The following is a 15316-nucleotide window of genomic DNA, read 5'->3' on the forward strand; positions in this document are numbered from 1 at the left end:
ACTTCGTCCGAGCGACAACGAGGGGGCGGGCCGCCGATGGATCGGCGGCCCGCCCTTTCTCTTGTGGAAGAAGATGACTCGCTCAGGCACCAGCCCTGGTGACCGGGAATGGAATTCCCGGGCAACAACAGCACGAAGTCCCTCCGGGACTGCTGCCCTATATCGTGGCGGGGCGGAGACATCTTCTTGAGGCAAGCTCAGATGCTGTCCCCTGTCCCCCTGTCCCCTGCCGTTTTCATCTTCCCCTAATGTCGCTGGAACTCCCGGGGGCACCGCGCGTACAACGCTGCGTTGCCGGTTCACGAGCGGCAGGCGGCGAACCCAGCGGGGCGAACCATGATCGACTGCGAAACCTATCTCGCGCGCTACTCGGACTACCTGGACCACGACATGACCGTGGCCCAGCGGGACGAGATGGAGGCGCACGCCGACGAGTGCCCGCACTGCGCGGACTACGATCGCGTGGTGCGCCGCGGCACCGACGTGCTGCGCGGTCTGCCGGAGCTGGAGGTGTCGGACGACTTCGCCGACCGCCTGCGCTGGCGCCTGTACGCCGCCGAGGAGGAGGAGCGCCGCGCGCGGCGCCTGGCCTCGCCCGCGCAGGCGGCGGGAACGCTGGCCATCGCCGCGCTGATCGCGGCGGTCGCGTGGGTGCCGCTGATGCACCCGCGCCCGCACGTGGGCCGCCTCCCCGCGGTGGCCGTCGAGGCGCCGCGCCGCGACGGGTCGTTCTTCCGCCGGCTGATGGCGGGCCCGCAGCACCAGGAGGCCACCAGCCTGACCTCGCGCCTGGCGCAGATCGGCGTGAGCGTGCGGGAGATGCCGTACCACGACGTGGTCTTCCAGTCGCAGGGGCCGCTGGTGGGGCAGCTCGCCTCGTACTCTCCGGCGGACGCGCAGGGCGCCGTCCAGCCGTAACCACCCGACTCCACGACGATCCGCGCGTGCCGCAGATCTCCTACGACCAGCTACAGCGCACTCTCCGCGACCGTGCCGCGGGGGGTGCGTTCTTCTTCCACGGCGACGAGGACTTCTTCCGCGAGGAGGCCGTCAGCCGCGTGGTCTCGGCGTACCTGGACGAGGCCACGCGCGACTTCAACTTCGACCAGCTGCGCGGGAGCGACGTGGACGGCGAGGCGCTGGCCTCGGTCATCGCCACGCCGCCGATGATGGCCGAGCACCGCGTGGTCGTCCTCCGCGACGCGCAGGGGCTGGGGCAGAAGGCGCGCGAGGTGGTCGAGGCCACCGCGAAGTCGCCCGAGCCGGGGCTGGTGCTGGTGGTCTCCGCCTCGATCCCGTCGGGATCGAAGGCGAAGTTCTACGACGAGCTGAAGAAGGCCGCCGTCTCCGTAGAGTTCAACCCGCTGGCGGCGGACGACGCGCCGGGGTGGCTGATGGAGGAGGCGCGCCAGGCGCACGGCCTGGAGCTGGACGCCGACGCCGCGCGCGCCATCGTCTCGGCCATGGGGGTGGAGCTGGGGATGCTGACCAGCGAGCTGAAGAAGCTGGCCGCCTACGCCGTGGACCGGAAGCGGATCACGCTGGACGACGTGAAGGCGGTGGGGGGTTCGATCCCCCGGCAGGACCGCTGGGCCTGGTTCGACCTGGTGTCGGAGCGCCGCTTCCGCGAGGCGCTGGAGGCGCTTCCCGTGCTGCTGGAGCAGGGGGAGAACGGGGTGGGGCTGGTGATCGGGATGGGCGGGCAGCTGCTGAAGGTGGGGATCGTGTGCGCCGGCGGCCAGTCGGCGCTGGAGCGCGAGCTGAAGCCGTTCCAGCGGTGGATGGCGCGCCGCATCGTTCCCGTGGCGCGGAAGTGGACGCTGCCGGAGGTGGACGCCGCACTCGGCGAGCTGCTGCGCACCGACCGCCTGCTCAAGTCCGCGTCGATGAGCGACCGCCAGGCGATGGAGGAGCTGCTCCTCCGCCTCTGGGCCATCCGCCCGCAGCGCGAGGGCCGCGCGGCGTAGCGCCGGCTGGCATGACGGGAAATCGGAGAAATGGAGCCCGCGCCGCACGATCGCGACGCGGGCTCCGGCCGTTCGGTGCGGTTACGAGCAGATGGAGTGCTCGTCCGTCCCTACCGTGCAGTTGTAGTACGAGGCGGGGCAGCCCACCTCGGCGTAGGTGCCGCAGTAGGAGTTGACGAGCTGGCACGACGCGGGGATGCCGCAGGTCTGCGCGCAGGTGTCGTCGCAGGTGTAGTGCCCGGCGCAGGTGGCGTCCGCGTCGGTGGCGTGGGCGTGGATGGTGCCTCGCGCGGGAACCTCATGCGCCGTCTCGAACGACTCGACTTCCAGCTGCTCGACGTGCAGGGTGAGCTTGGCCATGCATCCTCCTGTCGTGGAATCGCGACGCTCTCGCGGTGCCGGTGTGCATCGCGGGAGTGGGGGATTCTGGCGCGAGACGTGAGGAATGGGCAAGCTTCCCGTCTCCATCTCCATCTTGCCGATGATCCGCGGCCTCGCGTCCCGGCAGCTCCGCGCCCGAGACGGCGGATGTGCACTCCGCGTATCTCCCCGTCTCCAGACCCGTTGCCGTAGTGCTGGCGGGTGCGTAGATTCCGGCCACTTCCCGCGAGCGTTCGCAGTCCCCGGCGCCGGTTTCCGGCGCGCTCCCCCGGCCCCGCCCGATGGCGTCCGAAGACACACCGCTGATGCTGCAGTGGCGCGAGGTGAAGGCGCGCCACCCGGACGCGCTCGTCTTCTTCCGCGTCGGCGACTTCTACGAGCTTTTCAACGAAGACGCGGTCGAGGGCTCGAAGCTCCTGGACCTGACGCTCACCTCGCGCAACAACGGGGGGAGCAAGGCGCCGCTGGCCGGCATCCCCGCGCACGCGCTGGAGACGTACCTCCGCCGCCTGGTGGCCGCCGGGCGCCGCGTGGCCATCTGCGACCAGGTGGAGGACCCGGCGCTGGCCAAGGGCCTGGTCCGCCGCGCGGTGACGGAGATGGTGACGCCCGGCGCCGTCTTCTCCGACAGCCTGCTGGACGCGCGCCGCAACAACTTCCTGGCGGCGATCGCGGGCGACGCGGCGGGGGAGGGAAGCGTGGGGCTGGCGCTGGGCGATCTGACGACGGGGGAGATGAGCGTGCGGCGGCTGGCGTGGGAGGAGCTGCCGGACGCGCTCGGCGTCTTCCAGCCCGCCGAGATCCTGCTGCCGCGCACCTGGGAGCTCTTTCCCATCCCCGGAGCGGCGGGGGTGACGCGGACCTACCGCCCCGACTGGCTGTTCGACGCGCGCGCCGCCGCCGAGGAGCTGGGGCGCCACTTCCGCGTGGCCAACCTGGCCGGCTACGGCTTCGAGCCGGGCGACGAGCCGCTGGTGGCCGCCTGCGGCGCGCTGGTCGCCTACCTGGCCGAGGTGCAGCCCGCCGGCTTCGGCGGCCTGCGCGCGCCGCGCATCGAGCGGCCGGGGCACGTGATGGTGCTGGACGAGATGACGCGGCGGAACCTGGAGCTCGTGGAGACGCTGCGCGGCGCGGGGACGCAGGGGACGCTGCTGAGCGTGCTGGACGAGGCGCAGACGCCCATGGGCGGCCGCCTCCTGCGCCGCTGGCTGCTGGCGCCGCTGGTGGACGTGGCGGCGATCGGCGCGCGGCTGGACGCGGTCGGCGAGCTGGTGGGCTCCGAGGCCATGCGCCGCGGGGTGCGCGACGCGCTGGGCGAGGTGCGCGACCTGGAGCGGCTGGCGGTGAAGGTGGGCTCGGGGCGCGCCAACCCGCGCGAGATGCTGGCGCTGGCCGCCTCGCTGGGCCGCATCCCCCTTGTCCGCGACGCGCTGGGCGAGGCGAAGGCGCCGATGCTGCGCGCGCTGCTGGACGGGCTGGACCCGCTGGACGAGGTGCGCGAGCGCATCGAGTGCACCGTCGCCGCCGACACGCCCGTTTCCGTGGCCGACGGCGGGGTGGTGCGCCCGGGGTGCCACGTCGAGCTGGACGAGCTGCGCGAGGTGCGCGACGGCGCGGTGGACTTCATCGCCCGGCTGCAGGCGCGCGAGCGCGAGCGGACGGGGATCAACACGCTGAAGGTGGGCTTCAACCGCGTCTTCGGGTACTACCTGGAGGTCACGCGCATGAACGCCGAGCGCGTGCCCGCCGACTACATGCGCAAGCAGACGCTGGCCAACGCGGAGCGCTACTTCACCCCCGAGCTGAAGGAGTGGGAGGAAAAGGTCCTGGGCGCCGAGGAGAAGATCGTCGCGCTCGAGGCCCGGCTCTTCGCGGAGCTGCGCGAGGCCGCGGCGGCCGAGGTCCCGCGCATCCAGGCCGTCGCCGAGCGCGTGGCGACGGTGGACGTGCTGGCCGCGCTGGCCGAGGTGGCCGTGCGGCGCGACTTCGTGCGCCCGGAGGTGGACGGCGGCTTCACGCTGGAGGTGCGCGGCGGCCGGCACCCGGTCGTGGAGACGATGATGCCGCGCGAGGACTTCATCCCCAACGACGTGCGGCTGGACCAGGACGCGCGGGTGATGATCCTCACCGGGCCCAACATGGCGGGCAAGTCCACCGTCCTCCGCCAGGTGGGGCTCATCGTCCTCCTGGCGCAGGTCGGCGCCTTCGTTCCCGCGCGCTACGCCCGCGTGGGCATCGTGGACCGCATCTTCACCCGCGTGGGCGCGTCGGACAATCTCGTCCGCGGGCAGAGCACCTTCATGGTGGAGATGAACGAGACGGCGGCGATCCTGCATGGCGCCACCGCCCGGTCGCTGGTGCTGCTGGACGAGATCGGCCGCGGCACCTCCACGTGGGACGGGCTCTCGGTGGCCACCGCCACCACCGAGCACCTGCACGAGGCGGTGGGGGCCAAGACGATCTTCGCCACGCACTACCACGAGATGACGCGGCTTTCCAACCGGTTGCCGGGCGTGGTAAACTTCTCCGTCGCCGTGCGCGAGGTGGGCGACGACATCGTCTTCCTCCGCCGACTGGTTCCCGGCGGCGCGGACCGCAGCTACGGCGTGGAGGTGGCGCGGCTGGCGGGGCTGCCGGAATCGGTCGTCGCCCGCGCGCGGGAGATCCTGCGCGAGCTGGAGACCGCCGCCGCCCCCGCGCCGCCGCAGCCGCGCCACGAGCCGGAGCTGCAGCTCGGCCTCTTCGGGCCACCCGTGCATCCGGCGGTGGAGAAGCTCCGCGGCGTGGACGTGAACCGCCTGACGCCGCTGCAGGCGCTGAACCTGCTGGCGGAGCTGAGCGAGAAGGCGCGGGGCTGAGCGGCATCCCCATCCCCCTGAAGTTCGTTCAGGAAGATGGAGATGGGGATGAAGATCGGACCCGCGAAATCGCGATCCGCGAGACGCGGTTTGCGACGATTCGATTCGCGAAGATGGGATCCGCGACGATGCGACTGAAGTCGCGGCTACAACGGCACGCAGTCCGCCTTCGCGGACTTCACCGCGCATGAAGAGACGGCGGCTCGTTCGCGCCACGCCGGCGCGGGGGCGGAAGATCACTTCGAGAACGGGACGATGACGCGACCGAACCGCACGCACGCGCTTCTCGCCGCCGGACTGCTGCTCGCCGGCTGCGAGCGGGGGCCCGTTCCCGAGACGCCGCCGCGGCAGGTGTCCGAGTCGCCGTTCCAGTATCCGGAAGACCTGTGGGACGCCCAGGTGGAGGGGCAGACCACGCTGAAGCTTTTCATCTCCGAGAACGGCACCGTCGACACGGCGCGCATCGACCGCGGCAGCGGCTACGCGGCCTTCGACTCCGCCGCGCTGGCGGGGAGCCGGCAGCTGCGCTTCCGCCCCGCCACGCGCGGCGGGAAGGCGGTGGCCGCCTGGTTCCTGCTACCCGTGCAGTTCGAGCTGAACACGGCCGATTCGGCCGCCGCGCCCTCGCCGCCCCGGCCGGCGCCCGACACCAGCAAGACGAAATGACCGATACAGGCAGCTCCATCGACTTCGCCAGCACCCGTCCCCGCCACGAGCGCCCCTACGACAACGTGGTGCAGACGATCGGGTGGACGCCGCTCATCCGCCTGAACCGCACGGCCGAGGGAATCCGCACGCCGGTGTACGCCAAGGCCGAGTTCATGAACCCCGGCGGAAGCCTGAAGGACCGTATCGGCCCGGCGATCATCGAGGCCGCCGAGCGCGAGGGCCGCCTCCTCCCCGGCGGGACGGTCGTCGAAGGCACCAGCGGGAACACCGGCGTGGGCCTGGCCCTGGCGGCCGCGATCAAGGGGTACCGCTGCATCTTCACCCTCTCCGACAAGTTCAGCCAGGAGAAGGTGCGGCTGCTGAAGGCGTTCGGCGCCGAGGTGATCGTCACCTCCGCCGCGCTCGCCCCCGACCACCCCGACAACTACGTGAACCTGGCGAAGCGCATCGCCGAGGAGACGCCCAACGCGATCCTGGCCGACCAGTTCTACAACCAGGCCAACCCCGAGGCGCACTACCGCACCACCGGCCCGGAGATCTGGGAGCAGACCGGCGGCCGGGTGACGCACTTCGTTTCCGCCGCGGGGACGGGGGGGAACCTCACCGGCGTGGGCCGGTTCCTGAAGGAGCGCAACCCCGCGGTCCGCATCGTGGGCGGCGACCCCGAGGGCTCCATCCTGAAGCGCTACTTCGACACGGGGGAAAAGGGCGAGGCCGCGCCCTTCAAGGTGGAGGGGATCGGGCAGGACAAGATCCCCGGCACGCTGGACATGTCGGTGGTCGACGAGTGGCGCACGGTGGACGACCGCACCGCGCTCTCCCTCGCCCGGCGGCTCACGCGCGAGGAGGGACTGTTCGCCGGCGGATCGTCGGGCCTCATCGCCCACGTGGCGCTGCAGGTGGCCCAGGAGGTGGACGATCCGGACGCCTGCGTGGTCTTCGTCCTCTGCGACACCGGCGAGCGCTACCTGAGCAAGGTGTACAGCGACGACTGGATGCGCGAGAACCGGATGATGGACCCGGCGCGCGTCTCGGCGGAAGACGTGGTGCGCGGGAAGAGCGCGGGGGCTCCGCCGCAGCTCATCTCGGTGGCGCCCGAGACGCCGGTGCGGCAGGCGCTGGCCTTCATCACCAGCCACAACGTGTCGCAGCTTCCGGTGGTGTCGGCGGGCGACTGCGTGGGGCACGTGTCCGAGAGCACGCTGATGGGGCGGGTGCTGGAGAACACGGCGGTGCTGGAGCAGTCGGTGCAGCACGTGATGGACGCGCCGCTCCCGGTGGTGGACGGCCACGTGGAGCTGCCCAGCGTCACCCGCCTCCTTTCCAAGAACCCCGCGGTGCTGGTGCGCCGCGGCGGGCGCCTGGAGGGGATCGTGACGCGCTACGACGTGATGCGCTACGTGACCAACGAGGCCTGATCGCCCGCCGTGGCGCATGTGGAGCGCGCGGGAGCCCGCACCCCCTGCCGGGCGCGGGCTCCCGCCCGTTTCTTCGTCCACATCACGGATCGGGGCGGGATGAAGTCCTTGCCGTAAATTGCATAATCGTTACATTTGCCGCGTACCCCGCGGAACACTGATACCTTAGGTTGGCGCAGGTCCTCGTACGCGGGGCCACTCCCCCAATCATCATCACCACAGAGGGACACTCGATGAAACGAGTCACGCAGACGGCAGCCCTGCTGCTGTGCGCGTTGATGCTGGCATTCGCCGGCACCGCCCGCGCGCAGGGCGTTACAACGTCGGCGCTGGCCGGGCGGGTCACCAACGCGGAGGGCGCCGGCGTGGTCGGCGCCCAGGTGGTGGCGACCAATACCCAGACCGGAACGCAGTACCGCGTCGTGACCCGCACCGACGGCCGCTACCAGCTGCAGGGGCTGCAGCCCGGCGGGCCGTACAGCATCACGGTGAGCGGGCTGGGGTACACGGCCTCGACCCGCAGCGGCGTGCGCATCGCGCTGTCGCAGACGGAAGAGGTGAACATCACGCTGGCCGCGCAGGCGGTGGCGCTGCAGGGGATCACGGCCACGGCCGACCGCGGCGCGGTGCTCTCGCCCGGCCGCACCGGCGCGTCGGCGGTGATCAGCGACAGCGCCATCACCCGCCTGCCCACCATCAGCCGCGACTTCACCGACTTCACCCGCTTGGTGCCGCAGGTGAGCACCTCGGGGCTGGGAAGCAGCGGCGCGGGGCGCAACAACCGCTACAACAACATCCAGATCGACGGCGCGGTGAACAACGACCTGTTCGGCCTTGCCGGCAGCGGCACGCCGGGCGGGCAGGCGAACACCAAGCCCATCACCCTGGAGGCCATCCAGGAGTTCCAGGTGGTGCTGGCGCCCTTCGACGTGCGCCAGGGCGGCTTCACCGGCGTGGGGATCAACGCGGTGACCAAGTCGGGCACCAACAAGCTGGACGGCACGCTGACCTTCTTCGGGCGCAACCAGGACCTGGTGGGCAACTACCGCTTCGTCCAGGCCGACAGCAGCGCCCGCTCGAACGACTTCGCCAACTTCCACCAGTACGAGAGCGCCTTCTCGCTGGGCGGCCCCATCGTCCGCGACCGCGCCTTCTTCTTCGTGGCGGCCGAGATCTCGCGCCGCGCGGCGCCCACGGGCAACTTCATCGACGTGCGGAACAGCCCGGGGATCAGCATCCCCAAGGTGAAGGCCGACTCGGTGGTGAACATCCTGGACAGCCAGTACGGCTTCAACCCGGGCTCGTTCGGCGACGTGGACCTGCGCCGGCAGAGCAACAACATCTTCGGGCGCCTGGACTTCAACCTCTCGGCCAACAACCACCTGACGCTGCGCCACAACTACGTGGACGCCTGGGACGACAACCTGGGCACCCGCAGCGACAACAGCTACAACTTCTCGCTGGGCGGCTACCGCTTCAACAGCAAGACCCACTCGACGGTGGGGCAGCTGAACAGCACGCTGTTCAGCCAGATGTTCAACGAGTTCCGCGTGGGGCTGACCACCATCCGCGAGAGCCGCGGGCTGCCGGTGAGCCCGTTCCCGCGCGTGCAGGTGGACCTGCCCAACACCTGCGCCGGCGGCTCGAGCTGCTCGCTGCTGGGCGGGCCCGAGAACTCGTCGGTGGCCAACGCGCTGGACCAGGACATCCTGGAGATCACCAACGACCTGAGCTTCGCGCGCGGCATCCACAGCTTCACCGTGGGCACGCACAACGAGTTCTTCAAGTTCAGCAACCTGTTCGCGCAGAACATCTACGGCTTCTACCGCTTCACCAACATCGACTCGCTGCGTGCCGGGCGGCCGAACCAGTACCAGTTCTCGTACTTCAACTCGGACAACCCCGAGGCCAACGAGCGCGCCGAGTTCCCGGTGCGCACCTACTCGCTGTACGCGCAGGACAAGATCGGGCTGACCACCAACTTCACCTTCACGGTGGGGCTGCGCCTGGACTGGACCAACCTGCCCAAGAACCCGGGGAACAACGAGCTGTTCGCGACGCGCTTCGACAAGGTGTTCGCCGACAGCGGGCTGGTGTTCGGGCGGCGCACCAACGAGGTGCCGTCGAGCAACCTCACGTTCAACCCGCGGGTGGGCTTCAACTGGGACGTGCTGGGCGACCAGAGCACCCAGTTCCGCGGCGGCGTGGGGCTGTTCCAGGGCCGCGCCCCGTACGTGTGGATCTCGAACGCCTACGGCAACACGGGGCTGGACTACATCCGCTTCACCTGCAACGGCTCGGCGAACTCGCCCAACTTCGTGACCGACCCGAGCGCCCAGCCGCGCGGCTGCCGCAACCCGGCCAACGGCGCGATCCTGCCGGCCAACGCGGCGCCCAGCGACATCAACACGGTGGACCCCGACTTCAAGGCGCCGCAGGTGATGCGCGGGTCGCTCGCGGTGGACCGCGAGCTGCCGATGGGGATCATCGGGACGATCGAGGGGCTGTACAGCAAGAGCATCAACGACCCCAACTACCGTGACCTGACGGTGGTGGGCACCCGCCGGACGGCCGCGGGCGCCGACTCGATCATCGAGGGCCGGGCGGTGGCGCGCCGGTTTACCGCGCAGGGCTTCGGCAACGTGTACGACATCTACAACACCAGCCGGAACTACAGCTACAGCATCACCGGCCAGCTGCAGCGGCCGTTCCGCGACGGGTGGGAGGCGTCGGTGGCCTACACCTTCGGCCACGCCTACGACGTGAACGCGGTGCGCAGCAGCACGGCGGCCTCGCAGTTCCGCTTCAACCCGATCGCCGACAACCCGAACGACCCGCCGCTGCGCCGTTCGGACTACGACGTGACGCACCGGATCGTGGCGGACCTGACGCGGCAGTTCCTGTTCATCCGCCGCGCGCCCACCGACTTCTCGCTGATCTACGTGGGCGAGAGCGGGCGTCCGTACTCGTACACGTACAACGGCGACATCAACGGCGACAGCCAGAACGCGAACGACCTGATCTACGTTCCGGCGTCGCAGGGCGAGGTGCGCTTCGAGCCGCTGAGCGCGAACAACCCGATCTCGCCGGCGCAGTCGTGGGCCAACCTGAACAACTTCATCGAGCGGGTGGACTGCCTGCGCGAGAACCGCGGCAAGGTTCTGCAGCGCAACGCCTGCGAGCAGCCCTGGAGCAACCGCATCGACGTGCGGATCGCCCAGACGCTGCCCACGGTGCGCGGCCAGGGCCTCCAGCTGACGATGGACATCCTGAACTTCGCCAACCTGCTGAACCCCGAGTGGGGGAACAGCTCGTTCATCAGCAACCAGAACGAGGCGCTGCTGTCGCGGGTGAACAACAACACCACCGACACGAACGGCCACGTGCTCCTGCGCGCCTTCGCGCCGAAGCCGGTGACGTTCCAGACCAGCGACCTGAGCTCGCGCTACCAGATCCAGCTGGGGATCAAGTACAACTTCTGATCGCCGGTTAGATCGGGCGGGACCCGGCGGGGGTGGCGCAAGCCGCCCCCGTCTTCTTTTTCCGGCGCCGCGGATCGTGTTCGCGGCGCGGAAGGACGGCTGCATCGCGCCCGCGATGCGGCCGTTTCGCGTCCGGGGGAGGTGCGCGCCGTCGGCGGATCCACCGGCGACAAAAGACATGGTTCACGCAGAGAAGCAGCGAAACGGAGATCCCTCCGCGCTCCTCTGTCTGGCTTCCTCGCTCCCTGATGATGAATCCATTGAAGAATCTGCACAGGAATCGTTATCTGATACCGGATCTGGCAATCATCTGTGCATTACAAACGCACAGAGAGACGTCATCCTGAGGCCGACCACACCATCGTTGCCCCTGCACGAGCGATTGCAGGCCGAAGGATCTGTATGCGAGGTCGCACGTGCGCTTCCGGATTGCACGATCAATCCCCAAATTCGGTATGAGTTGTTTTTAAATGATCTACTCCAAATCAATGGATGAGACATTGTTCGAGTTGATCGCTGAACACGGCTGGTGCAGAAATATCGGGTTTGTCTCCGGCGATTGAATAGTAAAGGCGGGTATTGTAGTGTCCGCGTGCCTCCATATCCCACCCCGGCGCCGGGACGTGCGCCGGAAGCTGGCTCCCCACTTCCCACCGGGCGGGGTGACGCGCCGGGCGGAGGCAGGCAGGACTACCACGGACCGCGCGAGCGCCGCGCGGCCGTGCGGTGCGGCGATCCCGCGTCCCGTTCACCCCTGAGGAGCCCCATGCGTAGAAGCGTGAAATTCCTGTCCCTGGCCGCGATGCTGGTGCTGGCCGCGGCGTGCGACCGGCAGCCCACCGATCCGGCGGCCGCGCGCGAGCCGGGCGGCCTCGCGCCGCTGCGGGCGGCGGCGCCCGGAAAGGCCATTCCCGGCGCGTACATCGTGGTGCTGCAGGACGGCACCAACCCCTCCGCGGTGGCCGCGGCGGTGAACGCCAGCCCGCGCTACACCTGGACCGCGGCGCTGCACGGGTTCGCGGCCACCCTGAACCCGGGGCAGCTGAACGCGCTGCAGCACAACCCCCGGGTGAAGTACATCGAGGAAGACCAGATGGGACAGATCGACGGCACGCAGTACGGCGCGCCCTGGGGGCTGGACCGCATCGACCAGCACGACCGGCCCACGAACGGAACCTTCGTGTACGAGCGGGACGGCTCTGGCGTCCACGCGTACGTGCTCGACACCGGGATCCGCGCCAGCCACGTGGAGTTCGGCGGCCGCGCCTCGGTCGGATACGACGCCGTGGGCGACGGGCAGAACGGGAACGACTGCAACGGCCACGGGACGCACGTGGCCGGCACGCTCGGCGGCGCCACCTACGGCGTGGCCAAGGGAGTGACGATCGTGGCGGTGCGCGTGGCGACGTGCGGCGGCGGGGTGGCCGCGTCGACCGCGATCGCCGGGTTCAACTGGGTGGCCGCGCACCGGGTGCTGCCGGCCGTGGCCAACGCCTCGTTCGGCAACTCGCCCAGCCAGGCCGAGGACGATGCGGTCAACGGGATGATCAACAGCGGCGTGACCCTGGCCGCCTCGGCGGGGAACAACAACGGCGACGCATGCCAGCAGACGCCCTCGCGCGTGCCCGCCGCGCTCACGGTGGGCGCCACCGGCACCAACGACGCGCGCGCGGTGTGGACCACGACGCCGAACCAGGCATCGAACTACGGTACCTGCGTGGACCTGTTCGCCCCCGGGAGCGGCATCCTGTCCGCCTGGAACACGTCCAACACGGCCAGCGACACGCTGAGCGGCACCTCGATGGCCAGCCCTCACGTGGCCGGCGTGGCCGCCCAGTACCTGCAGGACAACCCCACGGCGACGCCGGCGAACGTGGCCGCGACCATCACCGGGTTCGCCACGCTGGGGAAGGTCACCAACGCGGGGTCGGGGTCGCCCAACCGGCTGCTGTATTCGCGCCTCCCGCTGCCGGCGCCGAACGTCACCGTCACGTACCCGGGCGGCGTGCCCACGCTGTCGTGGCCGGCGCTCACCGGAGCGCAGCAGTACTCGGTGACGCTCACCATCCGGCACGTGAGCGAGGACGCGTACGACGGCAACACGGTGTTCGAGGACAACGAGTGGCTGGGGATCACCACCGACAACGGCTTCGTCGACAGCGGCCGCAGCTACACGGGCGCGTGGACGTGCATCCTGAACCAGTCGATGTACGGCCAGCAGTACGACGAGTACTACTACGACGTCGAGGTGACGTATCCCGAGAGCACGCGCATTACCCGCGTGACGGCCGACGTGGGGCAGTGCGCGTACTGACCGGCGCGGCTCGGCGCGCGCCGGCGTGACCGGCGAGCCCGGACGAACGAAGCGGGGCGGCCACCGTGGCGGCCCCGCTTCGCCTTCCGCCGTCCGTTACCCCCTACCGTCCGACGCCCATCCGGCGCTCCAGCTCCTCCACGCGGGTGCGGGCGACCTTGAGCTTCACGCCGTTCTTCAGGCGCACCGCGTAGTCGCCGCCGCCGCCGCGCAGCAGCGTGTCGATCACGTCCAGGCGGACGATGATGGAGCGGTGGATGCGCAGGAAGCGCGCGGGGTCCAGCCGCTCTTCCAGCGCCTGCATCCGCTCGCGGATCACGTAGCCGCGCTCGCTCGTGTGCAGCTCGGCATAGGGGCCGCTGGCGGTGATGTACTCGATCTGCGAGACGGGGACGACGCGCACCTGGCCCCGCATCTCCACCGCGATCCGCTCGGTCCAGGGAGATGCGGGCGCCGGGGCGGGGGAGGACGCCGCCGCCCCGGGGAGGGGATCGTCCGTCGCCGCCGCCGGCGACGCGGAGGCGGGGACGGCGCCGCCGCCCAGCAGGGTGCGGAGGCGGCCGGCCAGGCGCTCGACCTCGGAGAGCTCGGCCAGCTTGCGCGCGCGGCGGAAAGCCTGCTCGAAGCGCTCGTCGTCGTACGGCTTCAGCAGGTAGTCCACCGCCGCCACGTCGAAGGCCTGCAGCGCGAACTGGTCGTACGCGGTGACGAAGACGGTCACCGGCATCCGGTCGGGGCCGATCTCGCGCACCACCTCCATCCCCGTCTTCCCCGGCATCTGCACGTCGAGGAAGACGACGTCGGGACGCAGCGTGCGGATCGCCTCCACCGCCTCGTCCCCATCCGACGCCGCCCCCGCGACGGCCACGTCGCTCTCTCGCGCGAGCAGGTCTTCCAGGCGCTGGCGGGCCAGGAGCTCGTCGTCGACGATGAGCACGCGCAGCGGGGCCGTCATCCGCCCACCCCCACGCCGGCGGCGCGCAGGTCGCCGGCGGTGTGGAAGGGGAGCGTGACCTCGGCCTCCACCCCGCCGCCCTCCGCCGGGCGAAGGTGGAGCGCCTGCGCGTCGCCGTACAGCTGCTCCAGCCGCTGGCGGGTGTTGCGCACGCCCACGCCCTCGCGCGGGGTGGCCTGGCTCAGCCCGGGGCCGTTGTCGCGCACACTCAGCACCACGCGGCCGTCGTCGCGGAAGGCGTGGATGCGGATCAATCCGCCCTCCTTCATGCGGCTGACGCCGTGCTTCACCGCGTTCTCCACCAGCGGCTGCAGGATCAGGTTGGGCACCAGCGCGTCCATCACCTCCGCCTCCACCTCGGTCTCCACCTCGAGCGACCCCTGGAAGCGGATGCGCATGATCTCCAGGTAGCGCTCCACGAACTCCACTTCCTTGCGCAGCGTGACCTCCGCCTCCGCCGCGCCTTCCAGCGAGTGGCGCAGGAGCTCGCTGAGGCGCGCGATCATCCGCCGCACGCCGCGCGGGTCGCGCTCCACCAGCGCGGACACGGCGTTCAGCGTGTTGAACAGGAAGTGCGGGTCGATCTGGCTGCGCAGCGCCGACAGCCGCGCCTCGGCCAGCTGGGCGCGCAGCTGCGCGGTCTCGGCCTGCAGGTGCGTGGCCTCGTCCTGCCGGGCGCGGTAGCGGAGCGAATAGTCGCGCGCCAGCCCCGCGGCCACGATCCCCGAGTAGACGATCATCTCCCGCAGGAACCAGAGGTGGGTGATGGCCCGGAACGGGTCGGCCAGGAAGTTGTGGCGCTGCGGGATGCCCCCCAGCAGCGCGAAGCGGGCGAGGTCCAGCACCAGGTCCACGACGATGGAGACCGCCAGCCCGGTGACGACCAGCGCGGCCACCTGCGTCCCCCGGCGCTCGCGCGCGGAGAAGAAGCGGCGGCCGAGGAGAAAGATGACCACAGTGACCACCGCCCACACCAGCGACTCGGCGAAGGCCAGCGCGACCGGGGCGGAGGGGAAGGTGGGCTGGATGCCGGGCGGCCGGCGCGGGTCCAGCAGGCGGTTGGCAGCGGTGAGCACCGCCATGAAGATCCAGAACGCGAAGATGGCCAGCACCTCGCCGCGCGTGAGCCGGGTGTGCGGCTCGGGCGCGGCGGCGGTGCCGGCGTGGCTCGCGGATGTCGGGTTCGTTGCCATCGGGACAGCTCTTTCCATGCGCGCGCGTGAATGCGCGCGAACGCCCGAAGGGTAGGCATCTTCCCGCATCTCCCGCAAA

The 15316-nt window shown here is 70.4% G+C and carries 10 protein-coding genes; 7 read left to right on the plus strand and 3 right to left on the minus strand.

What is annotated here, in order from left to right; translation table 11 throughout:
* The first annotated feature begins 336 nt into the window (after window positions 1-336).
* On the plus strand, window positions 337-918 hold the full coding sequence (locus VLK66_RS09850) for an anti-sigma factor family protein (protein ID WP_325309231.1): 582 nt from the start codon (window positions 337-339) through the stop codon (window positions 916-918).
* A gap of 26 nt (window positions 919-944) precedes the next feature.
* Entirely contained in the window at window positions 945-1967 is a 1023-nt protein-coding gene (gene holA / locus VLK66_RS09855) for a DNA polymerase III subunit delta (protein ID WP_325309232.1), read from the plus strand.
* 81 nt (window positions 1968-2048) lie between these two features.
* On the opposite strand, the gene VLK66_RS09860 is transcribed toward holA, so the two are convergent.
* Window positions 2049-2327 (minus strand): hypothetical protein, encoded by a 279-nt coding sequence (locus VLK66_RS09860; RefSeq protein WP_325309233.1) that lies wholly within the window; start codon window positions 2325-2327, stop codon window positions 2049-2051.
* Window positions 2328-2629: 302 nt separating this feature from the next.
* Here VLK66_RS09860 and mutS point away from each other — a divergent pair, with 302 nt between their 5' ends.
* The 5 genes from mutS (at window position 2630) to VLK66_RS09885 (ending at window position 13089) form a co-directional block, all read left to right on the plus strand.
* Complete coding sequence (mutS, locus tag VLK66_RS09865) at window positions 2630-5206, plus strand: DNA mismatch repair protein MutS (protein WP_325309234.1); 2577 nt, start codon at window positions 2630-2632, stop codon at window positions 5204-5206.
* A gap of 255 nt (window positions 5207-5461) precedes the next feature.
* Window positions 5462-5872: an energy transducer TonB gene (locus VLK66_RS09870; RefSeq protein ID WP_325309235.1), complete on the plus strand. Its 411-nt coding sequence runs from the start codon at window positions 5462-5464 to the stop codon at window positions 5870-5872.
* Window positions 5869-7293, plus strand: a complete 1425-nt coding sequence (locus VLK66_RS09875) for a pyridoxal-phosphate dependent enzyme (RefSeq protein ID WP_325309236.1) — start codon at window positions 5869-5871, stop codon at window positions 7291-7293. Before VLK66_RS09870 ends, VLK66_RS09875 begins: the two co-directional genes overlap by 4 nt.
* A 233-nt stretch (window positions 7294-7526) precedes the next feature.
* Window positions 7527-10775, plus strand: a complete 3249-nt coding sequence (locus VLK66_RS09880) for a TonB-dependent receptor (RefSeq protein ID WP_325309237.1) — start codon at window positions 7527-7529, stop codon at window positions 10773-10775.
* A 778-nt stretch (window positions 10776-11553) separates the two neighbouring features.
* A complete protein-coding gene (locus VLK66_RS09885; RefSeq protein WP_325309238.1) occupies window positions 11554-13089 on the plus strand; it encodes a S8 family peptidase in 1536 nt (511 codons plus the stop codon).
* A gap of 103 nt (window positions 13090-13192) precedes the next feature.
* On the opposite strand, the gene VLK66_RS09890 is transcribed toward VLK66_RS09885, so the two are convergent.
* Entirely contained in the window at window positions 13193-14044 is an 852-nt protein-coding gene (locus VLK66_RS09890) for a LytTR family DNA-binding domain-containing protein (RefSeq protein ID WP_325309239.1), read from the minus strand.
* Window positions 14041-15237, minus strand: coding sequence for a sensor histidine kinase (locus VLK66_RS09895; RefSeq protein WP_325309240.1), 1197 nt, complete (start codon window positions 15235-15237; stop codon window positions 14041-14043). Before VLK66_RS09895 ends, VLK66_RS09890 begins: the two co-directional genes overlap by 4 nt.
* Between the last annotated feature and the right edge of the window lie 79 nt (window positions 15238-15316).

Source organism: Longimicrobium sp. (assembly GCF_035474595.1).
Taxonomy (GTDB): domain Bacteria; phylum Gemmatimonadota; class Gemmatimonadetes; order Longimicrobiales; family Longimicrobiaceae; genus Longimicrobium.

Coding starts and splice junctions, on each gene's coding strand:
- VLK66_RS09850 (WP_325309231.1), top strand. CDS start 337: ATGATCGACTGCGAAACCTATCTCGCGCGCTACTCGGACTACCTGGAC.
- VLK66_RS09860 (WP_325309233.1), bottom strand. CDS start 2,327: ATGGCCAAGCTCACCCTGCACGTCGAGCAGCTGGAAGTCGAGTCGTTC.
- mutS (WP_325309234.1), top strand. CDS start 2,630: ATGGCGTCCGAAGACACACCGCTGATGCTGCAGTGGCGCGAGGTGAAG.
- VLK66_RS09870 (WP_325309235.1), top strand. CDS start 5,462: ATGACGCGACCGAACCGCACGCACGCGCTTCTCGCCGCCGGACTGCTG.
- VLK66_RS09875 (WP_325309236.1), top strand. CDS start 5,869: ATGACCGATACAGGCAGCTCCATCGACTTCGCCAGCACCCGTCCCCGC.
- VLK66_RS09880 (WP_325309237.1), top strand. CDS start 7,527: ATGAAACGAGTCACGCAGACGGCAGCCCTGCTGCTGTGCGCGTTGATG.
- VLK66_RS09890 (WP_325309239.1), bottom strand. CDS start 14,044: ATGACGGCCCCGCTGCGCGTGCTCATCGTCGACGACGAGCTCCTGGCC.
- VLK66_RS09895 (WP_325309240.1), bottom strand. CDS start 15,237: ATGGCAACGAACCCGACATCCGCGAGCCACGCCGGCACCGCCGCCGCG.